The sequence below is a fragment of the Streptomyces shaanxiensis genome (assembly GCF_039537145.1).
Lineage (GTDB): Bacteria > Actinomycetota > Actinomycetes > Streptomycetales > Streptomycetaceae > Streptomyces > Streptomyces shaanxiensis.
Genome location: NZ_BAAAZY010000011.1, coordinates 445,384 through 469,691, shown reverse-complemented (window position 1 = coordinate 469,691; position 24,308 = coordinate 445,384). Strand labels below are relative to the sequence as shown.

Below are 24,308 nucleotides of genomic sequence, written 5' to 3'. Positions count from 1 at the left end.
ACGATGAAGCGAACCGACGACCGGCTGCTCCCGGTCCTGCTGATCTGCGCCCAGGCCGCGGTATGGCCGGGGTCCGCTCTGGTGCGCGGAACGGTCCCGTCCGCGTCCGTCCTGCTGGTGGCGGCCCTGGTGGCCGGACCGGTGACGGCCGCGCTCGCCCTGGGCCGCACTCGCCCGGTGGCCACGCTCGTCCTGGTCGCCGCCGCCTGCGCACTGGGCGCCGGGCCGCTGCCCACCGGCGCCACGGCCGTACTCGGGACCGCGGGTGTCGCACTCGCCCTGTTCACCGTGGCGACCGAACGCGACACCTTCACCGCCGTGTTGTGCGTCGTGGCGCTCGCCGTGTGGCAGCTGCTCCAGGGCATCACCCTGCACGGCCTCAGCGACCGCGACGGCCTCGACCTCGTCCTGACCGCCCTGCTGTACGCCCTCACCTGCGGCGCCGGTCTCCTCGTACGGCGCGCCCGTCGCGTCCGGCGAGCCGCCGAGGAGATGCTCAAGCGGGCGGAGACCGAGCGTCATCGGCTCCCGGCGGCCGAACGGCGCCGTATGGAAAGGGAGTTGCACGACGTCAGCGCCCACCATCTGACGGCCGTGGTGGTCACCGCAGGCGCGGCGCTCGGGCTGCGCGAACGCCGTCCCGAACTGGCCGCCGAGGCCCTGGAGTTCGCCGTCGAGACCGGTCGCGAGGTCACCCGCGCGCTCGGCGCGGTACGGGCACCGGCACCCTCCCGCGAGCACCTGCCGTCACCGGAGGAGCGGCTGCTCGACCTGGTCGCGGGGTTCCGGCGCCTCGACCAGCAGGTGGACTGCGAGATCGACTCCCTCCCCGACGGCGCCGTCGCGGACGCGGCCTTCGGCATCGTGCGCGAGGCGCTGACCAACGTGGCACGGTACGCCCCCGGCGCGCGGACGACGGTGCGGGTCCGCTACGGCGACACCCGCACGGACGTCGTGGTCACGAGCGCGGCGCCGCCCGCCGGTTCGGTGGCCCACGCGGCGGGCCTCGGCGGCGGACGCGGCCAGAACTTCCTGCGGTCCCGGGCCCGGGAGGCGGGCGGCACGCTGAGCACCGGTCCGACGGCGGAGGGCGGCTGGGAGGTGCGGGCGGTCCTGCCCGGCCGTACCGCCACCGCGGTGGAGCGCTCCGCCCCGCCGGGCTACCGCCTGGCGCAGGTGGTCGCCGCCGCGGGCCTCGTCCTGCAACCCCTGCTCCCGGCCCTGGTCATCCATGCCGAGGACGCGTCGAGCGGGACGCGGGTGTCGGCGGGCATGCTCTTCGCCCTGCTGGCGGCAGCCCAGGCGGTCGCCCTGCTGTGGCTGCGCCGGGCACCACGGACGGCGTACGGTGCGCTGCTCGGGCTGGCTCTGCTGTGGACGGTGGCGATGGAGGTGGGGGACTACACGGGGCCGGTCCTCCTGCCGCCCGCGCTGAGCTTGGTGGCCACGTGCGCAGCGCTGGCCGCGGAAGCGTCCCGTAAGGGGCGCGGGGCTGCATCGATGTGCGGCTCCGCCGCGGGGCGCGACCAGCCCTCACCGGCCCGCGGCTTCATGACCACCCAACCGGCGGAGCCCATCGCCGCGCTGGTGCACACCGCAGCCGCCATGGCCGCGGTCATGGACAGGGGCACGACCCTCCCCACCTGGGCAGTGGCCGCGTTGGCCGCAGCGGGCACAACCCTGGCACTCACCGCGGCCCAACACGCCGGAGGCCTCCGTGCCCGCCGAGTGCAAGCGGACCGCGGTGCCCGGGACGAACGCCTCGCCGCCTGGACCGAGGAGGCCGTCCGGGACGCGTGGGCCGAGCGGCGCCGTATCGCGGCCGGCCTGGAGACCACCGTACTGGCGCGCACCGCCGACATGGTCGCCGAGGCGCAGGCGGGCCGGCTCGACGCGACCGCCGAGCGCGCCCGCGAGGCCCTGGCCGCGATGCGCGCCCTCCTCGACACCGTCCGGGACGGCGAGACGGCACCCGAACTGCGGCCGCAGCCCACCCTCCAGGCCCTCGATCTGCTCGCCCACCAACTCCGCGCCACCGGCCGCGACGTGGAGATACGGCTGACCGACCGGGTGCCGCGGCACCTGCCCACCGCCGTCGACCTGGCCGCCTACCATGCCGCCGAGACGGTGCTCGCGGCCGGCGGTGAGGACCCCGCGGTGCTCGAACTCGACGCGGCCGACGGTACGTTGACGCTCACGGCCAGCGGGGTGCCGGACGCCGTCCGACCTGCCGTAAAGGAGCGGCTGACGGCGCGGGTAGCGCCGCTCGGCGGCACCTTGGCCACCGGCCCGCAGGGCACGGTCAGCCTTCGGCTACCACTCCAGCAGGAACAGGAAGGGGCACGATGAGCCTCAGGGTGCTGGTCGTCGACGACCAGGGCATCGTCCGGGCGGGGTTCGCCGCGGTGATCGACGCCGAGGAGGACATGACGGTCGTCGGCGAGGCCGGCGACGGCGCCGAAGCGGTGCGGCTCGCAGCGGAGTTGGCGCCGGACGTCGTCGTCATGGACGTACGGATGCCCGAACTGGACGGCATCGCCGCCACCCGCATCATCACCGGCCGTCAGGACGCGCCCCGGGTGCTCGTCCTGACCACGTTCGACCTCGACGCGTACGTCTTCGACGCGCTGCGCGCCGGTGCCTCGGGCTTTCTCCTCAAGGACGTGCACGCCGCCGAACTCCTCCAGGGCATCCGGGTGGTGGCCGCCGGCGAGAGCGTGCTCGCCCCGTCCGCGACCCGTCGGCTCATCGGCCACTACGCCTCCGGACGAGGCCCCGGGACCGGAACCGGCGGCGGTCCCCGCGAACTGGACAGCCTGACCGGCAGCCAGCGGGGCGTCCTGGCCCTGGTCGCGGCCGGGCTCACCAACGCGGAGATCGCCGAGGAACTCGGCATCACCGTCGGCACCGTGAAGTCCCATGTGAACGCGGTGCTGCGCAAACTCGGCCTGCGTGACCGTGTCCAGGCGACGATCCTCGCCTACGACCTCGGCCTCGCTCGCCCGAACCCGCCCGGCACCCACCTCTGATCCCCGACCAGCCCGAGGAGCCCACCGCCGTGACCGGCCGATCCTTCTCCGACCGCCTGCGCCACGCACACCGCGAGGTCGCCGTCCTCGTCTACCTCGCCGTCGTTGCAGGCCTGCTGGTGTGGGCGCTCGTGGTGAGCCTCGGTGACAGCTCGGGCGAGTCCATGGCGGGCGTCATCCCGCTGCTCGCCACCGCGCCGGGCAGCTTCGTGTTCCTCGTGCTGCCGGACAACAACGTCATGTTCATCACCGCCGTCGCTCTCGGGGCGGAGGTCAACGCCGCGGTCATCGGCTGGTGCGCCCGCGCCCTGCGCCGCGGCGGGGGCCGCCCGGACCCGTCGTCCTGAGCGTCGTCCCGAGCCGGGGGTGAGTTCATGGACGACGGTGCCGAGCGGGTCCTTCTGCGCGAAGTCGTCCTGAGCGGAGTCGGTGTCGTCCTGCCGTAGCGCGTCCAGGAGCTGGACGGTGGGGCAGGTCTGGGAGATCCCGCGGTTGCCGCTGAGCGCCTGACCGCCCTTGGTGCGGGCGACGGTGAACCCGGCCGCCGCGGCCCGTACGGACAGCTCCTCCACCAGCCGGGTCTTGCCGTACCCCTGCTCCCCGTTGACCACGGCCCACTGGGGCGGCCCGCGGCCGCGGCCGGCAGCAGGGCGGCCGGCCGGTCGGTCTCCTCGCCCCGGCCCATGAAGGGGTGGCGGCCGTCGGCCCGGGGTCCGGGTGCACACACGCGGTGCTGAAGCCGGGGACCACGGCGAGGGACGCACCGGACGAAGCCGTGGGTGCGGTGCCGAGAACGACGACGTCGTGCCGCACGTCCACCAGCGGGAAACGGTTCATTCGGTGCCGCCCAGCGCGGTCATCGGCGTGCTGCGGACGGCACGGCGGGCGGGCAGGAGCCCGGCGAGGGCGGTGAGGGCGGCCAGTCCCGCGAAGACCAGCAGCAGGTGGGCTGTCGGCAGGCGCAGGGGCGCGGTGGTGACGGCGGTGCGGACGAGGAGCCAGGCGTAGGGGACGCCGAGGGTCAGGCCGAGGGTGCCGCCGAGGACTCCGTACAGGCCGGCTTCCAGGGTGATGGTCCGGCGCAGTGCGCCCCCGCCGAGACCCAGGGCGCGCAGCAGCCCGAACTCACGGGTGCGTTCGATCGCGGTCAGGCTGGTGGTGGCGGTGACGCCGACCACGGCGACGATGACGGTCAGGGCGACGAGCCCGAGTGCGGTCGTGCCCATCGTCCGGACGGTGTCCTGGCTGCTGTCCCGGGCTTCCGCCAGGACGGTGACGGTGGCCTCGTCGGGGTCGGGGACGTGTGCGCGGATCGTGCTCTCCAGCGCCCGTTGCGCCCTGCCACGGGCGGCGAGACCTTCCGTCGCGGCGTCGGCGAGGATGCCGCTCGCGTGCGCGGAGACGCCCAGCCGGTCGAGATCCGCGGGGGCGACGAGTACGTCCGCGAGGAGCGGGCCCGGGCCGGGCAGCGTGGCGGCGACGGTCAGCTCGACGCGGCCGCGCCGGGACGGGAGCGTGAGGGTGTCGCCCGTGGTCAGGTCCAGTTCGGCGGCCAGGTCGGAGGCGACGACCGCGTGGCCCGGGCCCAGGTCGGCGAGGGAGCCGGTGGCGGTGTCGATGAGCTTGCCGGTGGGCAGGGCGTTCGGGGCCAGGTCGGACACCTCGAACTCCCTGTCCGTGAACTTGACTTGATGGGTCCGGTAGGTGGTGACATGGGTGAGCTGCGGTGATGCGGCGAATTGCCGTACGACGGTGGAGTCGAAGCCCTTGCCACCGGCCGCGATCCGGAAGTCGGCGGGGGCGGCGACCGCGTCGCTGCGTTCCATGTAGCCGGTGAGACAGGCGAGGCAGACCAGGGCCCCGGAGACCAGCGCGGCGCCGAGCGCCACGACGACGGAGACGGCCGCGGCACGGCGCGGGGTGCCGCCTACGCCGCTGACCGCCAGCCTGCCGGTGGTGCCGAGGCGGCGCAGCGGCCATCCGGCGACCGCCAGGACCGGGCGGACCAGGAGCGGGCCCAGCGCGATGAGCGCCAGGAAGGCGAGGCCCGCCGACGCGACGACGACCATCATGCCGAGGTCGCGGTCGCCGTCGTTGTCGCCCTGGCGGAGCAGCATGACGGCGAGGCCCGCGGCCGCGGTGGCGAGGACGACTCCGGTGACGAGCCGGGCGGCCTGGACGCGGCTTCCGCTCGTGCCGGTGTCCGCGGTGCGCAGTGCGTGCAGCGGGGACACCCGGGCCGCCGACAGGGCCGGGGCGAGGACCGCTCCGACCGTCACCAGCACGGTGCCCGCGACGACCAGCACGGCGTACGCCACGGGGAAGCCCGGCGCGGACAGCTCCTGGCCCGCGCTGGTGGCCAGCATGGGGGCGAGGTGCCCGGCGCCCAGCGCGAGCAGCACCCCGAACGAGCCCGCGACCGCGCCCACCAGGGCGCCCTCGACGGCGAGCGCGGTCACCAGGCGGCGCTGCGGGGCGCCGATGGCGCGCAGGAGCGCCAACTGCCGCAGCCGCTGGGTGAATACGATCCGGAAGGTGGAGGTGGCGACCAGGGCGGCGGCGCCCACCGCCACGGCGAGGAACACGGAGATGAGCCGGAAGACTTCCTGAAGGTCCCCGCCCACGGCCTCGCGTGCTTCCCGGGCGCGCACCGCGCTGCCCGAGCTGAGCGACGCGTGGGAGGAGGTCTCGTCGAGTACGTCGCGCACCTGCCGGGACAGCTCGCCCTGCGGGACACCGTCCCCGGCGCGGATGTCCACCTGCTGGTAGCCCGGCAGATCCGCGAGGGGCTCGATGCGCGCCTCGGTGGCGTAACCGCCGGCCTGCTGTTCGGCGGTCGCGGCGCTCTTCACCACGCCCGTGACGGTGAGGGTGACCTTGACGGTCTTCTCCGGGTTGCCGCGGTCGGGGACCAGCAGAGTCGTTCGGGTGCCGGGGGCCAGCTCCAGCTCTTCGGCGGCTCGCCGGTTGACCGCGATCTCGCCGGCCCGGTGGGGATAGGTTCCCTCGACGAGCCGGACCTGGGACAGCGGTCCGGTGCCGGGGTCGGAGTACAGGTCCAGCCAGCGCTCGGACGGACCGGCGATCAGCGCGCCGGAGTTCACGCGTCCGACGGCCTCGGCCACACAGGGCAGCGCGCGGATCCGCCGCAGCGTGTCGCCGCTGAGGCCGGCGTCACCGGCCGTCGCGACCAGGCTCACGGCCTCGGGTGTGCCGCGGAATCGGTCCAGGGTGGTGTTCACGGTGATCTGCTGGGCCATGACCGTGGCGAACACCACGAAGGCGGCCACCAGGACCGACAGCCCCGTCGTCACCAACCGGCCGGGCCGCCGCAGCAGTTCGGCGAGCTGCGAGCCCAGGACGCTCGCGCGCCATGGGGCGTTCGGGCGCCAGGGGGCGTTCACCGGGCCCTCCCCACGGTCGCGACGCTCTGGAGGGCCTGCGCGACATCGGCGCCGGACGCCACGTCGACGTCGTCCACGATCCGCCCGTCGGCGAGGACGAGCACGCGGTCGGCGTAGGCGGCGGCACGCGGGTCGTGCGTCACCATGACCACGGTCTGGCAGAGGTCGCGCACGGAGCGGCGCAGGAAGTCGAGCACCTCCGCGCCGGTCCGCGAGTCGAGGTTGCCGGTGGGCTCGTCGGCGAAGACCACGGCGGGCCGGGCCAGCAGGGCGCGGGCCAGCGCCACGCGCTGCTGCTGGCCGCCGGAGAGTTCGGCGGGCCGGTGGGACATCCGGTCGCCGATGCCGAGCACGCCTACGAGGTGGTCGAGCAGGTCCTGGTCGAGGAACCGCCCGGTCATGGTGACGGGCAGCACGATGTTCTCCAGGGCCGTCAGCTGGGGCAGCAGGTTGAACGACTGGAAGACGAAGCCGACCTTGTCCCGCCGTACGCGGGTCAGCTCCCGGTCGGACAGACCGGTCAACTCCGTGTCGCCCAACATCACCTGGCCCGAGGTGGCCGAGTCGAGCCCGGCCAGGCAGTGCATCAGCGTTGACTTGCCCGAGCCCGACGGGCCCGCGATGGCCGTGAACCGCCCGCGGGCGAAACCGACCGTCACCGAGTCCAGGGCCCTGATCTGCGCCTGCCCCTGCTGATGGACCTTGACCAGATCCACGGCCCTGGAGATGTGTTCAGGCATGTTCATGAGCCGAATTCCCTCTGCCGTGGCGCGTCAGGAGGCGATCGGGGGGAATACGAGCGTGACGTTCGCGTCCGTGCAGTGGCTGTTGGCCTGGTCCGCCAGCTGCTGCACCCTCTTCTGCTGCGGGGTGCCGTCGCCCTTCGCCCGTATGACCGCCAGCGCGTTGTAGTTCGAGATGCTGGCGCCGAGGTATCCGTCGTCGAGCTGCGACCTGAGCTCCCGCTCACTCTTCACCCAGGTCTCGATGGCCGCCTTGTCGCCGGGGATCTTCTGCGCGGAGTCGACGAGCTTCTGCGCCAGCAGGCAGTCGGTCTTCGACGCCTGGCTCGGCTTGTTCCGCTCGTTCCACCAGTAGCCGCCCGCGACCGCGGCGGCCGTGAAAATCAGCAGCGCGATGACGCCGAAAAGAATTGCCTTGCTGTTCTGCGGGCGTGCGAGAGCCGTCATGGTGACCTCCGGGGAATTCCGTCCGACGCTTTTCGTCGTTCGGTACGGGTAAATCCTCCGAGGTGAGGCGTCGCGGCACATCCGTTCGGCAGCCGATCTCCAAGGCGCCGTACTCCAACCGGAGTCAGAGGGCGTGACTACGACTGTGGTCGGACGAGTCCGGAGTCGTAGGCGAAGATCACGGCCTGTACGCGGTCACGCAGGTCCATCTTGGTGAGGATCTTGCCGAAGTGGGTCTTCACGGTGGCCTCGGCGATGAACAGACGAGCGGCGATCTCGCTGTTGGACAAGCCCTCGGCGACCAGTTCGAGCACCTCGCGTTCGCGCAGGGTGAGCAGGTCCAGCCGCTCGTCGTGACGGGCCGCGGGCGCCAGCTTCCCCGCGAACCGGTCCAGGAGCCGACGGGTGACGCGGGGGGCGACGACGGACTCGCCGGCCGCCACCACCCGTATCGCCGTCACGACCTCCTCGGGACGGGTGTTCTTCAGCAGGAAGCCGCTCGCTCCGGCCTGGAGGGCGGCGAAGGCGTCCTCGTCGGTGTCGAAGGTGGTGAGCACCAACACCCGGGGGCCATCGGGGAGCCGGCTCAGCCGCTGGGTGGCCTCCACCCCGTCCAGGACGGGCATCCGAATGTCCATGATGACGACGTCCGCCCGGGTGTGGGCCAACAAGGTCAGGGCATCCGCGCCGTTCTCCGCCTCGCCCACGACCTCGATGTCGCTCTGCGCGGCCAGCACCATCGCGAACCCCGCCCGGATCAGCGGCTGGTCGTCGACCACGACCACCCGTATCGGCCCGCTCATCTCACTCATCCCGCCGTCCTCACCGGAGTCCTGCTGACCGGAAGCTCCGCATCGACCTGCCATCCCGCGCCCAGCCGCGGCCCGGCGCTGAAACTGCCGCCGGACACCTCCACGCGCTCGCGCATGCCCACGAGCCCGTTCCCACCACTGCCCCTCTCCGCCGCCGCCTGCGGACCGGCCAGCCTGCCGGCCCCGTCGTCGACCACGCCGATCAGTACGACCTCCTTGTCGAACCGCAGCGTGATGGTGACCTGCGCACCGGGCCCGGCATGCCGCAGCACATTGGTCAGACTCTCCTGGACGACCCGCAGCACGGTCAGTTCGTCCGCCGTCGACAGCCCCCGGTGATCGCCCTCGACGGCCAGGTCCACCTTCAGCCCCGCGACACGGGCCCGCTCGGCCACGGTCTCCAGGTCGTCGAGCGAGACCCTGCGACGATCGGCGTCCAGATCCTGATCCTGCCCGGAGGCCCGGCCGCCGCGCAGCACCCGCACGATCCGGTGCATGTCCTCCAGCGCGTCCCGTCCCGTGTCGCCGATGGCCTTCAGCGCCGAACCGGCCTTGTCGGGATCCGACTTGAGGGCGTACCCGGCACCGTCCGCCTGGAGGATCATCACCGCCAGACTGTGGGCCACGACGTCGTGCAGCTCCCTGGCGATCTCCGCGCGCTCCTCGGCGGCGGCCAGCTGCACCAGGTGCTCCCGCTCCCGCTCGGCCGTGGCGGCCCGCTCCTCCAGGCTCGCCACATAGAGCCGCCGGGTCCGCAGCACCACGGCGGTGAGCCACAGGGCCGTGCCGAGCCCGCTGTAGGAGGCCAGGGTGAGGAGGTCCACCTCCATGGAGTTCCGCGCGCCGGGAAGGCCGACCCCGGACTCCACCGCTATGCCCGCCAGGACGACCGCACCCGCCGCGTAGCTGTGCCACATCGGCCGGGCATGGGTGACCACCGAGACCATCGCGACGAGCAGCGCCGCGTCATAGGCGGTCGGGGCTGTCGCCAGCATGAATTCCGGGTACTCCGCCAGCACGTACTGGACGAGCGCGAGCCCCGAGACCAGCGCCATCACCGTCAGCGGCCGACGCCGGCGGAACAGCAGCGCCAGGGCCATGCCCCAGCCGATGAGCTGGTCGTACTCCTCGCCGTAGCGCGAGGTCATCAGGACCACCAGCACCGCGAGTGCGACGTCGTACGCCGTGTGGATCCACGGCAGTGACTGTATGCGGCGCGACATGGCGAACAGGCTACGACATTGCCCGGTTCTAAATTCCTGAAAGGCGGTCAATTCCCGACAACAGGCCGACAATTCTCGAGCAACAAGCCGCGGTTACCTTCGGGATCCCAGGTCCGGAATCAGAAGGAACCCATGCGTAAATTGAAGTCGGTCGTCGCCGGCGCGGTGATGGCATTCGCCGGAATCGCGGCCATGGCCAACACCCCCGTCCAGGCGGCGACCGGACCGGAGTACGTGGCCCTGGGCGATTCGTACGCGGCCGGAGTCGGCGCCGGTACGTACGACGCCTCCAGCGGCGACTGCAAGCGGAGCCCGCTCAACTATCCGCACCAGTGGGCGGCCGCGCACACCGACTACACGCTGAAGGACGTCACCTGCAGCGGCGCGACCATCCCGGACGTGCGCAACAACCAGCTGTCGGCCCTGAGCACCACGACCAACTTCGTCACGCTCACCGTGGGCGGCAACGACGCCCAGTTCGCCACCGTGGTCGAGGCGTGCCTGACCAAGAGCGACAGCTACTGCAGTACAGCCACGAGCTGGATGTCGTACTACGCCAGGAACCAACTGGTGGACGAGCTCGCCGGCCTGTACAAGGACATCAAGGCACGCTCGCCGAAGGCACTGGTCCTCGTGCTCGGCTACCCGAGGACGCTCGCCTCGACCGGCTCGTGCGGCGCGATCGACCTCAGTTCTGCCAAGCGCACCTACATGAACGGCCTGGCCGACGCCCTGGCCGAGGGCACCAAGGCCGCGACGGTCAAGGAGTCCGTGTACTTCCTCGACATGCGGGCGCAGTTCACCGGCCACGAGGCCTGCGGCTCCGACCCGTGGATCAACGGCGTCGACCCGAGCAACCCGTCGGCGATCTTCCACCCCAACGCGGCGGGCCACACCAAGGGTTACGCCGCGAAGCTGAAGGCCACCTGGGGCTGACCACACGGCGACACGCAGGTTCCGCGATCTCCGGCGGTACGGCCCGTAACATCGCCGCCGCGGCCGAATGGGCCCACCCCCGAACGGCCCCCACCCACCAGGGGATCGAGGAACCTTGCGCGTCTGCGTCGCCCTCTTCACCGCGGACCTGCGGCTGCACGACAACCCCGTGCTCCAGGCCGCCCTGCGGGACGCGGAACGCGTGGTCCCGCTGTTCGTCGTCGACACCGGCATCCGTCGCACCGGCTTCGCCGTGCCCAACCGTGCGGCGTTCCTCGCCGACAGCCTGGCCGATCTCGACGCGGCCCTGCGGGAGCGGGGCGGGCGGCTGGTGGTGCGGGTCGGTGACGTGGTCGAGGAGACCTGCCGGGTGGCGGCCGAGACCGGCGCCGAGGTCGTGCACCTCGCGGGCGGGGTGAGCCGGTACGCGGTACGGCGCGAGGAACGGCTGCGTGCGGAGCTGGCCGGTGACCGGCGCGAACTGCGCGTCCACGACGCCTCGTTGACGGCCGTACCGCCGGGGGCGCTGACCCCGGCGGGCAGCGGCAAGGACCACTTCGCGGTCTTCACGCCGTACTTCCGCCGCTGGGAGAGCTTCTCCGTACGGCGCGTCCTGCCGGCCCCGGACGCCGTACGGGTGCCCGACGTGCGCTCGGCCGGCCTGCCCGGGGCGCGGTCCCTCGCGCCGGGCTCCCCCTCGCCGGGCTTGCCCGCCGGCGGGGAATCCGAGGCCCGCCGCAGGCTGCGGGACTGGCTGTCCGGCCCGCTGTCCGCCTACGACGAACGGCACGACGACCTGGCCGCCGACGCGACCTCCCGGCTCTCGCCGTACCTGCACTTCGGCTGCCTGTCCCCCGCGGAACTGCTGCACCGGGCCCGCGCCCAGGACAACGCCGGCGCGCACGCGTTCGTCCGCCAGCTCGCCTGGCGCGAGTTCCACCACCAGGTCCTGGCGGCCCGCCCGGACGCCGCCGACCACGACTACCGCCCGCGGCACGACCGTTGGCGCCGCGCCCCGAAGGAGACCGAGGCCTGGCGGGACGGCCGTACGGGCTATCCGGTCGTCGACGCGGCCATGCGCCAGCTCCGCCACGAGGGCTGGATGCCGGGCCGGGCCCGTCTGCTGGCGGCGAGCTTCCTCGCCAAGACGCTGTACGTGGACTGGCGGGTGGGCGCCCGCCACTTCCTGGATCTGCTGGTCGACGGCGACGTCGCGAACAACCAGCTCAACTGGCAGTGGGCCGCCGGAACCGGCACGGACACGCGCCCGAACCGGCTCCTCAACCCCCTCGTCCAGGCCCGCCGTTTCGACCCCGACGGGGAGTACGTACGCCGCTGGCTCCCGGAACTGCGCCACCTCGACGCCAGGGCGGTCCACCGTCTTCCGCGGCTCGACGACGCCGACCGCGCGGGTCTGGACTACCCCGCCCCGATCGTGGACCTGGAGGCGGCCGCCGCCCGGTTCAGGGCGGGGCGGGGCGTCGACTGACGGGACGGGAACACCGGACGGGGACCATGGACAGGCACGGTCCAGCGGCGCTCGGAGGCTCAGCCGTAGAGGGCGACCCTCGGGGCCACCGTGCCCTTGGCCTCCGGGTCGACGACGGTGAGCCGGTAGACCTGGGTGAGGGTCTCGCCCGCGGGCAGCGTGCGCTGGGCGGTCGTGAGGTCGGTGAACAGGGTGCCCGTCTGGGTGCCGACCTGCACGGGCTCCCAGCAGCCGTGCGCGGTGCGCCGCTCCAGCCTGACGTCCGCCGGGGTCAGGAACGGCCCCGCGTCCGGGGACGTCACGAGGAGCTGGGGAGCGACCGTGCGGGCGGCCGTCGAGTCGTTGCGGTAGGTGACCGTGAACTCGTGGGGCTCGCTGTCGGCCGGGAGGGCGCTCGTGGGCAGGTCCACGAAGTCGGTGGGGATCGCGGGCGCCTGCTCCTGCGCGCCCGTGGACGCCGCCGCTGTGGACGGCTGCGTGGCCGCCATGGCGGGGCTCGCCATGGCCAGGCCGGAGAGCGCCACGATGAGCGCCACGGAAGCGAGCCTGAGACGACTGTTCTTCAACGACACGTTCGCTGTTCCTTCGAATTCGCTGGGGTGAACTGGTCTTCCCGGAAGGGCGGTCGGCCGCGGACGTTCCCAAGGGTACGCATCGCAGCCTAGGTGGCAGGCGGCGCCCGGCGGATCGGCCGAACGGCCGAGACGGGTGACATGTGCCGTCCGCGATGCTGATGGGTGCAGTTGTGAAGACCGTGCGCGGAACGAACGCACCGCGGCAGACCCGTCCGTTTCTGTCAGGGGTGACGCCGTAGGTGCGGCTGAACCACCGGGCCGTCTCGTCGGCGGAGATGGTCAGAGGAAGGCGGCGAGGCCGTCGAGGAAGCGGTCCACGTCGTCGGTGGTGTTGTAGGGGGCCAGGCCCGCGCGCAGGGCGGGGTCCTCCAGTTTCAGCGCGGCGAAGGGTTCGTACGCGTAGAACGACCCGGCCGGTGCCACCACGCCGCGTGCGGCCAGGTGGGCCTGGGCCTCGCGGGCGTCGCGGCCGTCCAGGGTCATCAGGAGGGTCGGGGTGCGGTCGGCGGCCTTCGAGTGCAGGGTGACGGCGTCGCCCAGGGCGTGCAGCCCCTCTTCCAGCCTCGTGCGCAGTACCCGCTCGTGCTCGTGCAGGGAGTCCAGCGCATGCGCCAGCCGCTCCCTGCGGGTGCCCGCCGCACCCGGGTCCAGCGCGGCCAGGAAGTCGACGGCCGCGGTGGCGCCCGCCAGGGTCTCGTACGGCAGCGTGCCGAACTCGAAGCGTTCCGGGACGGTGTCGGGGGAGGGCAGGAGCTTGTCCGGGCGCAGGGTTTCGAGGAGTCCGGGCGCCGCCGCGAGCACCCCGCAGTGCGGTCCGAGGAACTTGTACGGCGAGCAGACGAACAGGTCCGCCCCGAGCGCGGGCACATCCACGAGGTGGTGCGCGGCGTAGTGCACGCCGTCCACGTACACCAGGGCGCCGACCTCGTGGGCCAGGTCGGCGATGCGGCGGACGGGCGGCTTGGTGCCGAGCACGTTCGAGGCCGCCGTGACCGCGACCAGCCGCGTACGAGGGGACAGCGCCCGCTCGTACGAGTCGAGGTCGAGCTCCGTCGTCTCCGCGTCGATCTCGATCCAGCGGACCGTCACGCCGGCCCGCTCGGCCGCCTGCAGCCAGGGGCGGACGTTGGCGTCGTGGTCGAGACGGCTGACGACGATCTCGTCCCCGGCCCGCCAGCCCTTGGCCAGGTGGCGCGAGAAGTCGTAGATCAGCTGGGTGGCGCTGCGACCGTGCACGATGCCGTTCGCCGGCACGTGGAGCAGATCGGCGTAGGCGGCACGGAAGTCCGCGACGGCGCGCTCGGCGTTGAGCTCGGACGGGCTGACGGTGCCCCGGTTGGACAGCGGGCCGGTCAGCGTCGCCGCGATGGCGTCGGCGACGGGGCGGGGGGTCTGCGTTCCGCCCGGTCCGTCGAAGAAGGCGAGGCCGGTGTCGAGGGAGGGGAAGTGGGCGCGCAGGGCGGTGAGGTCGATGGCCATGGCCTTTACTCTGGCGGCGGCCTCAGGGACACGTAAAGCGATCGATCCCGCCCTGAGAGCGCCGGGAGGCGTGAGCGGCCTGCCGGAAGCGGTCACTTGTACTTGCGGACCCCAGCGAGGCGCTCCGGCGCGCGTGTGCGACTGACGCCGTGGTGCCGAGCGCCCGCTCGGTCCTACGTGCCGGGTGCCCGGAAGGCGACCTGCCGGCGGATGGCCTCGTCGACCTCGGCGAGGGTGAGGAGGGGGGTGGCCCGGGTGCGGAGGGCGCCGCTGGCCTTGACCCTGAGGCTGATGGCGGCCATCGACACCGGGTCGGGGAAGTCGATGATGCACACGAGGTCGTCCTCGCCGAAGACGAAGTACATGGCCTCGACCGCGCCGCCGAGGTCGGCGACGACCTGGTCGACGGCGGCGCGACGCCCACTCGCGCCCTCCGCCAGCAGCCCCTTGGTGCCCTCGGGCGTGTAGCTCGCCTGAACGAGGAACTTCGGCATCGGGACGCTCCCTGCCCGTCGCTGGTCCGGTACGCGAGATGGCCTTCCCGCCGCGACGCCGACGGCCCCGCGTCGCCTGCCCGGATTCACTCGGATGCCGCTTCGATGACGTCGGCCCGGACGCGGTCGGCCTCCCTACTGGCCCACCCGTCCGTCCACGCACTCGCGCAGCAGGTCGGCGTGGCCGCAGTGGCGGGCGTACTCCTCGATCCGGTGGACCAGCAGCTCGCGGACCGCGAAGCCGTCCTTCCCCAGCCGCTCGGACAGGTCCGGGTGCTCGGCCAGCGCGGCGTCGGTCGCCGCCTGCTCGCGTTCCAGAGCGGCGTACGCGGCGTCGACCACGGCCTGTTCGGCGACAGCTCCGTCGAAGTCGCCGTCGGGCCCGCCGTACAGCGGCGGCAGCGGCTCGCCGTCGCTGATCCAGTTCTGCCAGTCCCGCTCGACCTCGGCGAGGTGCCGGATCAGGCCGAGCAGGGACATCGTCGACGGCGGAACCGACCGACGGGCCAGTTGCTCCGGGTCCAGTCCCTCGCACTTCATCCGCAGGGTCATGCGGTAACCCGTCAGGAAGTCCTGCAGTGTCGCGAGTTCGCCGTCCGGACTGACTCCGTCGCTGTTGCGGGGGTCGTTGTCCGGGTCGACCCACATGTCGGGGTAGACGGTTGCCTGGCTCCAGCGTGCGGGTTCGTCGGTCATGCGTTCCATGTTCGTCTGCGAGGGCCCGGCCCCGCCAGTGAGTTTGGGGGTGCCCGAACGCGGTGGGGCAGTACGCCCGCCGCACCACCCGCCGCTACGGCTCGGTGAAGGGACGGGTGAAGTCGATCTCCTTCGCCGTGACGATCCGCGCCCCCATGTTGCGCCGCATCATCTCCAGGGCGGCGGACGCCAGATGGGGATGTATGGAGGCGACGGCGTCCTCGGGCACGGTGACCTCCAGGTGCCGGATGTGCGCGTCCAGGGCGGAGTAGAGAACGCACTGCTCGGTGACCTGGCCCGTCAGCACCACGTGTCCTACCTCCAGTCGCCACAGGAGGTAGGACAGCGGGGTCTCGTAGAAGACGGAATGGCGGGCCTTCACCACGAAGAGCGACTTGTCGTCGGGCCGTATCGGCTCGATGAGGTCGGCGTGCGGGCGGGACAGCGCGGTGTCCACGAGTTCTCCGTGGTGCGAGCGCCACAGTCCGAAGTTGTCGTTCGCGTAGATCACCGGCACGTCCGCCCCACGGGCTCGTCCGATCAGTTCCGCCAGGACCGGTACGACCCGTCCGGCGGACGGCACCAGCAGGTCGGCGTCCTCGTGGTCGTATGTGTTGATCATGTCGATCACCACGAGAGCCGCTGCCTTCGGCTCTCCGGGTACGTTCCGCCGGTCCACGTCCCTCGCCGCCCGTCCGGTGCCGTCCGTCCGGTGCCGTCAGGCACGCAGTTGAGGAAGGATCTTCGTACGGTAGAAGTCGAAGAAGCCCTGCTGGTCCTTGCCGATCTGGCTGACGTACACCGTGTCGAACCCCGCGTCGACGAACGCGGTCAGGGCCTCGAGGTGCGCGTCCGGATCGTCCCCGCACGGTACGGACGACGCCACCTGGTCCTCCGTGACCAGCTCGGACGCCTGCTCGAAGTGGCTCGGGGTGGGCAGGATCTGGGCCAGTTCCCCGGGGAGTTGCTCGTTCGCCCACAGGCGGTGCGCGGTGCGCCGTGCCTCCTGCCGGTCCGTGCCCCAGCACACCTTGGGTCCTCCGTACACCGGCTTGGTGGTGCCGCCGGCGCGGCGGAAGCGTTCGACCAGGGTGGTGTCGGGCATCGTCGTGATCAGCCCGTCGCCGATCCGTGCCGCGACCTCGGCGGCCTGCGGGCCGAAGGCGGAGACGTCGATGGGTATCGGCTCGTCGGGCAGGGTGTAGAGGCGGGCGTTCTCGACGGTGTAGTGCTTGCCGTAGTGGCTCGTCCGCTCGCCGGTGAACAGCTTGCGGATGACCTGGAGGGCCTCCTCCAGCATTTCCAGGCGTACGGACGCCTCGGGCCAGTGGGTGCCCAGGATGTGCTCGTTGAGCGCCTCGCCGGTACCGACGCCGAGCCGGAACCGGCCGCCCAGCGCGGCGGCGCTGGTGGCGGCCGCCTGGGCGATCACCGCGGGATGGGTGCGCAGGACGGGGCAGGTCACGGCCGTCTCCACGGGCAGCGAGACGGCCTGGGACAGGGCGCCGATCACCGTCCACACGAACGGACTCTGGCCCTGGTTGTCGTTCCACGGGTGGTAGTGGTCCGAGATCCAGAGAGAGTCGAAGCCGGCCTGCTCGGCCATGCGGGCCTGCTCGACGAGTTCTGCCGGGCCGTGTTCCTCGGACGACAGGAAGTATCCGAAGTCGGGCATCGCGTTCTCCCAGGTGCGGCGTGTGGTGACGGCGTGTGGTGACGGTTCCGGGACGCGCCGCCGAGTACCCATGGGCCGGGTCGGCCTAACAAGGGGGGGCGTGGTCCGGCCGTGATCCGCGCCGGACCGCCCGGCGGCGGCGCGCCGGGCGCGTGTGCCCCGCGGCGCAACGGCCCTGGGCCGCCGACTGCGGCGGGGGCAGCACCCCGGTCCTCGGCCTGTGCGGCGGCGAATCCGCCCAGGCCCTGCGGGGCAGCGGGTCGGCGCTGCGCTCAGCGTTCCGCGACGACCCGTACGGTGGTCAGGCGCCGGTCTGCCGCGTCCGGCAGGAACATCCCGGCCTCGACCCCTGTGACCAGGTACTTCAGTACCGGCGCGGTCAGGCGTTCGCCGGGCAGGACCACGGGGATGCCGGGCGGGTACGGGGTGATCATCTCGGCGGCGATCCTGCCGACGGCCTCGTTCGCGGGGACCTTCGCGTGCCGCGCGAAATAGGCGTCCCGGGGGAGGAGTGCCTGGTCCGTCCGCAGGTCGGCGGGGGAGGGGACGGCGACTTCGGGGGCGTCGCGCAGGTCGGCGTGGTCGGTGACGTGGGCGGACAGGTCGCGCAGGGCCGTCAGCAGCCGCGCCGTGGTCCGCTCGTCGTCGGCGTGGGTGAGCTGGGTGCTGATGCGCCGGTGGTCGAAGAGGTGGGCGTCGAGGTGATGGTGGGCCCGCAGCCAGTCGGCCGCACGGTAGCCGGTGGTGCCGAGGCCGCCGATGTCGATGACGACCGGGAGCGGGTCGAAGTCGGCGGCGAGGCCGGGCCCGCAGAAGTCCTCGGCGTCGTTGACGTGGCAGCCGTCGATCGCCTCGATGGCCGTACGGGTGCGGGTGGCCAACTCCGGGGCCCCACCGATGAGTTCGTGCCCCCGCTGGACCATCTGCCGGCGCCAGGCGTCGATGCCGGCGTAGATCAGGACGTTCGGGCTGGTCGTGCCGAGGAGGTCGGCGCGCGAGGCGAGCTCGGCGGGGTCGATGAGGTCGCCCTGCAGGTGGAACACCGAGCCCTGCTCCAGACCGCTGCCCATCTTGTGGATGCTGGTGACGCAGATGTCGGCGCCCGCGTCCATCGCCCACGCCGGCAGCTCGTCGTGGAAGGGCAGGTGCGCTCCCCACGCCTCGTCCACGATGAGCGGCTTGCCGAGCCGGTGACAGACCTCGGCGAGGCCCGCGAGGTCGGCCGCGGCCCCGTACGGTGTGGGGCTGGTGACCAGGGCCCCGTCGGCGTCCGGGTGCTCCGCGAACGCCTTGGCGTAGGCGGCCGGGGAGGGGGGATGGGCGAGGTGCCGGGAGGCGTCCCATCGGGGCTCCACCCACACCGGGTCGACACCGGACAGGATGAGTCCGGCGACGACCGACTTGTGCGCGTCGCGCCCGACGAGGAGCCGGTGGCCGGGGGAGGTCACCGCCAGCATGGCGGCCTTCACGGAGAGGGAACTGCCGCACGTCGAGAAGAACGTGTGGTCCGCGTGCACCGCGTCGGCCATGAGGGCCTCGGCCCTCGTCAGTACCCGGCCCCCGGAGAGCCGGTCGTCCAGGCCCCCGTTGGCCAGGAGGTCGCCGAAGAAGACGGCGTCGCCCAGGACCTCGCGGGCGCGTGGATCCGCGCCGCGTGCCCGTTTGTGGCCCGGGGGCGTGAACCCCAGCTCGTCCACGTTCCGATACCGGGCGAGCGCCTCGAGAATCGGGGCCTCAGTGTGGTTCGCACCCATGCGGGGCGGGTTCCCCACGGCCCGGCGGGCATGCGGGCCGGGTCTTGGGGGCGTGCGGGTGTGGGGGGTGGGGGTGCGGGGGTTGTGGGGGAGCGAGAGAGCCCGGCGGTTCCGCGATGCCTCAGGGAGCCGGCGAGGGCGTGGCCACCCGCAGTGGCCGTGCGCCGACCGCCGCTTCGTCCAGGCCCCGTTTTCCGTCCGGGCCCCGCCTCAGGTCGGCCTGCCGTGCCAGGTCGTCGTGCCGTTCCAGGTCGGCCCACCAGTCGGCCCCGTCCTCCAGGTAGCGCAGGAGGATGCCCTCGCGCAGCGCCCAGGGGCAGATCGTCAGGGACTTCACGCCGCTGAGCTTCATCGCGGAGTGTCCTACGATCGCTCCCGCCAGGCTCTGCCGGGCCCGAGGGGCGGAGATGCCGGGCAGGTCGGCGCGCTCGGCGACGGACAGCAGGACCAGGCGGTCGACGGCCTGGCGCAGGTCGCTTCGGCGCAGGACCCGTTCGGCGAACGGGCCGTGACGGCCCGGAGCCGCGCCGCACAACCGTGCCAGCTGCTGGAACGTCCGTGACGTGGCGACGGCGGTGTGCGGGTGCTCCCAGCGGATGCGGGCGGAGACGTCACGCAGCTGGTGGCGCGCCTTGCGGCGCAGGGCGAGTACGTCGGACGGCGAGGGAGGGTCCGTCGTGTCGAGGAACTCGTTGGTGAGACGGTTGGCGCCGAGCGGCAGGGAGGCCGCGAACTCGGGCGTCCTGCCGCGGCCGAAGGCCACTTCGAGGGAGCCGCCGCCGATGTCGAACAGGGCCAGCGGGCCCGAGCGCCAGCCCATCCAGCGCCGGGCGCCCAGGAACGTCAGCCGGGCCTCCGCCTCACCCGGCAGTACGCGCAGACGCAGGCCGGTCCGGCTGTGTACGGCCGCCAGGACGTCCGCCCGGTCGGGTGCGTCGCGCACCACGGCGGTCGCGAACGCCAGCGGTTCCGGCGCGTCCCACTGCCGCGCCATCTCGATCGCCGCGCTCAGCGCCTTGATCAGGTGCTCCGTGGCCTCTTCCCCCACACGCCCGTCGCTGCCGACCTGTTCGGACAGACGCAGTTTCCACTTCGCGGTGTGCACCGGAAGCGGCACTCCGTCCCCCGCGTCACACACGGCCAGTCGGACCGTGTTGGAGCCCGTGTCCAGCACACTTATTCTCACGGGCTCGGAATACCCCTGACCGGACATTTGATGCGCCGGGCAGTGAGGCGCACAGGCGCATCGACCTCCCGTCCTGCCTCCCCCGCTGAAGCTGTCCACAGCTGTGGACAACCCGTGCGCCCCCACGTCACCCGACGTCACCCTCCCCGACGTCCCGCTCCCCGGCGCCTTTCGCCCCGCCCTTCGTGGCAGCCCCCCAGATCCCCGCCGCCACCCCCTGCGCGAACTCGACCGGCGGCGGCACGTTCGGCAGTTGTGCGGGTGCCGTCGTGCCCTTCTTGCCGCCCGCCCGGTCGGCGAACAGGGCGACCGTCAGGGCGAGTCGGGCGTCGTAGCCGGTGGTCCACACGGTCCGTCGGGTGATCCCGCCACCCGCCCCGCCGGTGGTGAAGAGCTTCGCCTCCGCCGGGCCGACGGCGACGGGCGTAGGTCCGGCACCCGTGCGCGCGCCCGCCACCAGCGCCTCCTTCTCGCCCAGCACCTGCCGCACGTCGGGACGTGCCCGGTAGACGGTGCGGCCCTCCTGCGTGATGCGCGCGACGGTGTACGGGGCGGCGTACGTGCCGTCCGCCGCCAAAGTGGCGTACGCCGACGCCAGGTTCAGCGGGGTCGGCGCCGGCGTCCTCAGCAGCGCGCGCAGCGGGTCGTCCGCTTCTCGTACCGTGCCGAACGGCTCCAGTGCCGTCCCCGCCTCCACCGCCCCGCTCACCGCGTCGTTGAACGGCTGGCGGGCGTAGTCCGAGCCCCCGTACAGCAGCCGCACCGCTCCGTCGCCGGGCACCATTCCGACGACGGCGGTGTGCACCCGGACGCCGCCCTTGCCCCCGGGGTGCTCCTGGACCCGTTGCGCGGTGCTGTCCTGGAGTGCCAGGTCGAAGGTGGTCGTCACGCTGTAGCCGCCGCTCGCCAGTTGGTCCTCGGTGATGCCGAGCCGGTCGGCGGCCTCCTTCGCGGCCACGTCGATCAGATACTGCCGCTGCCCCTCGGTCTCGCCCGGCGGATAGAACCGGAACGCCGGGAAACGCGCCGCGGCCCGCTCCCGCGCCGTGATGCTCCCGCTCGCCGCCATCGCGTCCAGCACCCACTCCCAGCGGTTCTCCAGCTTCGCGGTCACCTTCGGATCGGAGCCCGCCTTCTCGTAGTACGAGGGGATGTTGACGATGGACGCGAGCGCGGCGCCCTGCGCGACCGTCAGGTTCCTCGCGTCCACGCCGAAGTAGTTGCGCGCGGCGGACTGGATCCCGGCGGCGCCCCGGCCGAAGTACACGGTGTTGAGATAGCCCTCCAGGATCTCGTCCTTGCCGCGGGTGCGGTCCAGCTTGATCGCGACGATCGCCTCGCGCGCCTTGCGGGACAGCGACCGTTCCGGGCTCAACAGCGCGTTCTTCACGTACTGCTGGGTGATGGTGGAGCCGCCCTGCGGTTCGCCGCCCGTCAGCGTCGCGAGCGCGGCCCGTGCGATGGCCTTCGGCGAGATCCCGCTGTCCGTACGGAAGGAGCGGTTCTCGGCGGCGATCACCGCTTCCTGCACATGCCGGGGGACCGCGGACAACGGGACGTCCTGCCGGTCGACCGGTCCGCGCCGGCCCAGATAGGCGCCGTCCGTGTCGAGGAAGACGGTGCTCTGGGTGACGGTCTCGGGGTGCGGCTTCGGAATGGGCGTCAGGTGGTACGCCGTGACGGCCGCCGCGCACAGCGTCGCGAGCAGCGTGAGGAAGGCGTGGAGCAGCAGGCGCAGTCGCCGGCCCCGGGTGCGCCGGAACCGGATCCGCAGCGGGACGCGCTCGCGGCGCCGGGTCTGTTTCTCGACGCGCCGTGCCGTGCGCGCCGGCAGCGGCCTGTCCGGCCTGTCAGGCCCGTTCGTCTCGCCCGTCCCGCCGGTCCTGCCCGTTTCGTCCATCTCGCTCATATCCGCCACCACTCGCCGGTCGACCGTGCGGCGACCTTGCCCGCGGCGTCGTACACCGTGACGATCCGTTCTTCGGCGGCGGTGGAGAGGAACGCCTTGATGTCCTTCTCGGGCACGGGCGCGCTCGCGTACCAGAGGCCCCAGCCCGGACTGCCCGCCAGGACCAGGACTTTCGCGGTGGTCGTTCCGTCGCCGGTCTTCACCTCGACGCGGCCCGGTTCGCCGTCCAGGCCATGGAAGAGGCCGGACAGGAAGAGCCCGCCGTCGACGTTGTCGACCCGCAAGGAGACGCCCGGTTCGTCGCGGGCGGGCTCGCTGTCCTCCAGCCCCTTGAGGCGGACGGGCACCGACCAGTACCCGCGATCGGCCGTCAGCCACACCCGCACTCCCGGCCCGGCGGTCACCCGCTCGCCCGGCCCCACGACCCGGACCGGACTCGCCGCCGGACCGGCGCCTTCCCCCGCCCGAGCACCGGAAGTCCCGCCCTGCGTACCGCCCATGCGGTCGACGGCGAGCAGGGCGGCCGGCGCGAGCAGCGCCGCGCACGCGGCCGAGACCACGGCGAGACGGCGCCGCCGCCGGACACGCCCCTGTGCCTGGAGGCCGGCCGGCGGCGCCTCGGACGCGGCGACGTCCTCGACGGCACGGGCGTACACCTCGCGCAGCCGTCCGGGATCGGCGCCGGCCGCCTTGAGACCCTGTCTGACCCAGGCCCGCACCGCGCCCACCGAGCAGCCCAGCAACTGGGCGATCTCCGCGTCCGAGAGCCCCTCCCAGAACCGCAGCACCAGAACCGCCCGCCGCCGCGCGGCCCGCCGCCCACGCAGCGGACGCAGATGACCCCGCACCAGACAGCGCCGTACATGGAAGTCCACGTCGTTGCGCGGCACGCGGCGCCACCGCGCGCACATCCGCACCAGCGTTCTCCGCGCCAACTCCTGCGCCGCACCGGCGTCGTCGGTGAGCAGCCGCGCGGTCGTCACCAGCGCGGACCAGTGCGTCCGGGCGTACGCGGCGAAGTCGTGGTCGGCGGGGAGTACGTGGGGGGTCGGGGGCACGTGGGAGGTCCTTCGGCTCGGGAACTCGGGATCGACTGCGTTTTCGTCGCAGGCGGGTTGAGCAGCCGAGAAGCCAACGCCGTTGAGGAGAGGGGAGCCTGGAACCCCTGTGCGCCGTCTTCCCGGACGGGACCTGTACGCACGGCGGAGGGGGCCGGGTTGCACGGCAAGGGCACGGATTCCGGTGGGGGCATGACCGAGGAAGAGTTCGACGCGTTCTACGCGACCGCGTTCCCCCGGCTGACCGGCCAGCTCTACGCCTTCACCGGAGACCACGGCGAGGCCCAGGACGTAGTACAGGAGGCGTTCGTACGGGCCTGGGACCGGCGCAGGCAGTTCCTGGCGGACAGCGCCCCCGAGGCGTGGATCCGGACGGTGGCCATGCGGCTGGCGGTGAGCCGCTGGCGGCGGGCGAAACGCTGGCTGGAACTGGTACGGCGCACTCCGCCGCCCGTGTCCACTCCGGGGCCGGATCCCGAGCACACCGCGCTCGTGGCCGCGCTGCGCGAACTGCCCGAGGCGCAGCGGATGGCGATCGTCCTGCACCATCTGTGTGACCTGAGCGTGGAGCAGGTAGCCTCCGAGACCGGTGCGCCCGTGGGGACGGTCAAGGCGAGGCTGTCCCGGGGGAGGGCGGCTCTGGCGAAGCGTCTCGCGGTGGACGAGGCCGACGGGCCGGTACGGGAGGAGAGCGGCCGTGTCCGATGAACTCTCTGCCGCACTGCGCGAGTTGGCCGCGAGCGGGGCGGCTCCGCCGGAAGTCGGGGGTGCCGGGATCCGCGCCAGGGCGATGCGCCGCAGGCGCCGGCGCCGTGCCGCCGTGACCCTCGGCGCGGGAACCGCGGCCCTCGCACTGCTGGGCCTCGCCCTGACATCGGCCCTCGACGGGTCCGCGGACCACCCCGGCCGGCCCCAAGTCCCGGCCGCGGAGGGGTCGGTGAGCGGCCCGGCCCAGTCCGTCCCGCCGTCCCCGAGCACCCCCCTGCCGGTCTCGGGCACGCTCCGCCTGCCCGATATCACCCTCACGGTCGGCCGCCGGGCGCTGTCGATCCTCTCGGCATACGACGGCTCGATCGGGTTCACCGGCCCGCTGACGGTGGCCGCGAAGCACGCCGAGAGAGACCTGGCCGTCGACATACCGACCAAGGGCCCCGTCAAGGTGAGCGTCCCCTACGTGGTCGAACTGCGCGACAGGCAGGGCCGGTCCCTCTACGTCGGCACCTTCACCAAGCCGTTGGCCCTGGGCGACCCCTACCCCACCAGCGACTGGATCGGCCTCGACGCCGAGGACGCCAAGTGGTTCTACGCCCGGATCCGCGTCGGCGACAGCATCGCGGTGACGGCCGTCACGACGCCGAGTGCCACGCCCTCCGACCGTGCGCGCCCCGCCAGCTAGGAT

Annotated in this window: 22 protein-coding genes; 7 read left to right on the top strand and 15 right to left on the bottom strand. The window is 72.8% G+C overall.

What is annotated here, in order from left to right:
* The first annotated feature begins 3 nt into the window (after positions 1–3).
* From ABD932_RS21855 to ABD932_RS21845, 3 genes are read left to right on the top strand one after another with little or no spacing between them, the layout of a single operon-like run.
* Positions 4–2,349: a sensor histidine kinase gene (locus ABD932_RS21855; protein WP_345015210.1), complete on the top strand. Its 2,346-nt coding sequence runs from the start codon at positions 4–6 to the stop codon at positions 2,347–2,349.
* Positions 2,346–3,029, top strand: coding sequence for a response regulator (locus ABD932_RS21850; protein ID WP_345015209.1), 684 nt, complete (start codon positions 2,346–2,348; stop codon positions 3,027–3,029). The genes ABD932_RS21855 and ABD932_RS21850 overlap by 4 nt, the downstream gene beginning before the upstream one ends.
* Positions 3,030–3,058: 29 nt before the next feature.
* Positions 3,059–3,376: an SCO4225 family membrane protein gene (locus ABD932_RS21845; protein WP_345015208.1), complete on the top strand. Its 318-nt coding sequence runs from the start codon at positions 3,059–3,061 to the stop codon at positions 3,374–3,376.
* A 486-nt stretch (positions 3,377–3,862) separates the two neighbouring features.
* On the opposite strand, the gene ABD932_RS21840 is transcribed toward ABD932_RS21845, so the two are convergent.
* The 5 genes from ABD932_RS21840 to ABD932_RS21820 all read right to left on the bottom strand — a co-directional run bounded on the left by ABD932_RS21840 (position 3,863) and on the right by ABD932_RS21820 (position 9,658).
* Positions 3,863–6,433: an FtsX-like permease family protein gene (locus ABD932_RS21840; RefSeq protein ID WP_345015207.1), complete on the bottom strand. Its 2,571-nt coding sequence runs from the start codon at positions 6,431–6,433 to the stop codon at positions 3,863–3,865.
* Positions 6,430–7,179: an ABC transporter ATP-binding protein gene (locus tag ABD932_RS21835; protein ID WP_345015206.1), complete on the bottom strand. Its 750-nt coding sequence runs from the start codon at positions 7,177–7,179 to the stop codon at positions 6,430–6,432. Before ABD932_RS21835 ends, ABD932_RS21840 begins: the two co-directional genes overlap by 4 nt.
* Positions 7,180–7,206: 27 nt before the next feature.
* Positions 7,207–7,623 (bottom strand): hypothetical protein, encoded by a 417-nt coding sequence (locus ABD932_RS21830; RefSeq protein ID WP_345015205.1) that lies wholly within the window; start codon positions 7,621–7,623, stop codon positions 7,207–7,209.
* Between the two features lie 137 nt (positions 7,624–7,760).
* Complete coding sequence (locus tag ABD932_RS21825) at positions 7,761–8,435, bottom strand: response regulator (RefSeq protein WP_345015204.1); 675 nt, start codon at positions 8,433–8,435, stop codon at positions 7,761–7,763.
* Positions 8,432–9,658, bottom strand: coding sequence for a sensor histidine kinase (locus ABD932_RS21820; RefSeq protein WP_345015203.1), 1,227 nt, complete (start codon positions 9,656–9,658; stop codon positions 8,432–8,434). Before ABD932_RS21820 ends, ABD932_RS21825 begins: the two co-directional genes overlap by 4 nt.
* Positions 9,659–9,790: 132 nt before the next feature.
* On the opposite strand from ABD932_RS21820, the gene ABD932_RS21815 reads away from it, so the two are divergent.
* Together ABD932_RS21815 and ABD932_RS21810 are read left to right on the top strand one after the other, a co-directional pair.
* On the top strand, positions 9,791–10,594 hold the full coding sequence (locus tag ABD932_RS21815; RefSeq protein WP_345015202.1) for an SGNH/GDSL hydrolase family protein: 804 nt from the start codon (positions 9,791–9,793) through the stop codon (positions 10,592–10,594).
* Between the two features lie 115 nt (positions 10,595–10,709).
* The gene (locus ABD932_RS21810; RefSeq protein ID WP_345015201.1) at positions 10,710–12,083 is read left to right on the top strand and encodes a cryptochrome/photolyase family protein; all 1,374 of its coding nucleotides are present in this window, start codon (positions 10,710–10,712) and stop codon (positions 12,081–12,083) included.
* Between the two features lie 59 nt (positions 12,084–12,142).
* On the opposite strand, the gene ABD932_RS21805 is transcribed toward ABD932_RS21810, so the two are convergent.
* The 10 genes from ABD932_RS21805 to ABD932_RS21760 form a co-directional block, all read right to left on the bottom strand.
* The gene (locus ABD932_RS21805; RefSeq protein WP_345015200.1) at positions 12,143–12,655 is read right to left on the bottom strand and encodes a peroxidase; all 513 of its coding nucleotides are present in this window, start codon (positions 12,653–12,655) and stop codon (positions 12,143–12,145) included.
* 282 nt (positions 12,656–12,937) lie between these two features.
* Complete coding sequence (locus ABD932_RS21800) at positions 12,938–14,137, bottom strand: cysteine desulfurase-like protein (protein ID WP_345015199.1); 1,200 nt, start codon at positions 14,135–14,137, stop codon at positions 12,938–12,940.
* A gap of 173 nt (positions 14,138–14,310) precedes the next feature.
* A complete protein-coding gene (locus ABD932_RS21795) occupies positions 14,311–14,631 on the bottom strand; it encodes a GYD domain-containing protein (RefSeq protein WP_345015198.1) in 321 nt (106 codons plus the stop codon).
* A 135-nt stretch (positions 14,632–14,766) separates the two neighbouring features.
* Complete coding sequence (locus ABD932_RS21790) at positions 14,767–15,336, bottom strand: DinB family protein (RefSeq protein WP_345015197.1); 570 nt, start codon at positions 15,334–15,336, stop codon at positions 14,767–14,769.
* An 85-nt stretch (positions 15,337–15,421) separates the two neighbouring features.
* Complete coding sequence (locus ABD932_RS21785) at positions 15,422–16,006, bottom strand: cysteine hydrolase family protein (protein ID WP_345015196.1); 585 nt, start codon at positions 16,004–16,006, stop codon at positions 15,422–15,424.
* Positions 16,007–16,045: 39 nt separating this feature from the next.
* Entirely contained in the window at positions 16,046–17,002 is a 957-nt protein-coding gene (locus ABD932_RS21780) for an LLM class F420-dependent oxidoreductase (RefSeq protein ID WP_345015195.1), read from the bottom strand.
* A 272-nt stretch (positions 17,003–17,274) separates the two neighbouring features.
* Entirely contained in the window at positions 17,275–18,756 is a 1,482-nt protein-coding gene (locus ABD932_RS21775) for an aminotransferase class I/II-fold pyridoxal phosphate-dependent enzyme (RefSeq protein ID WP_345015194.1), read from the bottom strand.
* Positions 18,757–18,877: 121 nt separating this feature from the next.
* Positions 18,878–19,942: a Ppx/GppA family phosphatase gene (locus ABD932_RS21770; protein WP_345015193.1), complete on the bottom strand. Its 1,065-nt coding sequence runs from the start codon at positions 19,940–19,942 to the stop codon at positions 18,878–18,880.
* Positions 19,943–20,069: 127 nt separating this feature from the next.
* Entirely contained in the window at positions 20,070–21,851 is a 1,782-nt protein-coding gene (locus ABD932_RS21765) for a transglycosylase domain-containing protein (RefSeq protein WP_345015192.1), read from the bottom strand.
* A complete protein-coding gene (locus ABD932_RS21760) occupies positions 21,848–22,909 on the bottom strand; it encodes a sigma factor-like helix-turn-helix DNA-binding protein (RefSeq protein ID WP_345015191.1) in 1,062 nt (353 codons plus the stop codon). Before ABD932_RS21760 ends, ABD932_RS21765 begins: the two co-directional genes overlap by 4 nt.
* A gap of 192 nt (positions 22,910–23,101) precedes the next feature.
* On the opposite strand from ABD932_RS21760, the gene ABD932_RS21755 reads away from it, so the two are divergent.
* Both ABD932_RS21755 and ABD932_RS21750 read left to right on the top strand, forming a co-directional pair.
* Positions 23,102–23,617 (top strand): SigE family RNA polymerase sigma factor, encoded by a 516-nt coding sequence (locus ABD932_RS21755; RefSeq protein ID WP_345015190.1) that lies wholly within the window; start codon positions 23,102–23,104, stop codon positions 23,615–23,617.
* Positions 23,607–24,305: a hypothetical protein gene (locus ABD932_RS21750; RefSeq protein ID WP_345015189.1), complete on the top strand. Its 699-nt coding sequence runs from the start codon at positions 23,607–23,609 to the stop codon at positions 24,303–24,305. Before ABD932_RS21755 ends, ABD932_RS21750 begins: the two co-directional genes overlap by 11 nt.
* Positions 24,306–24,308: the final 3 nt, after the last annotated feature.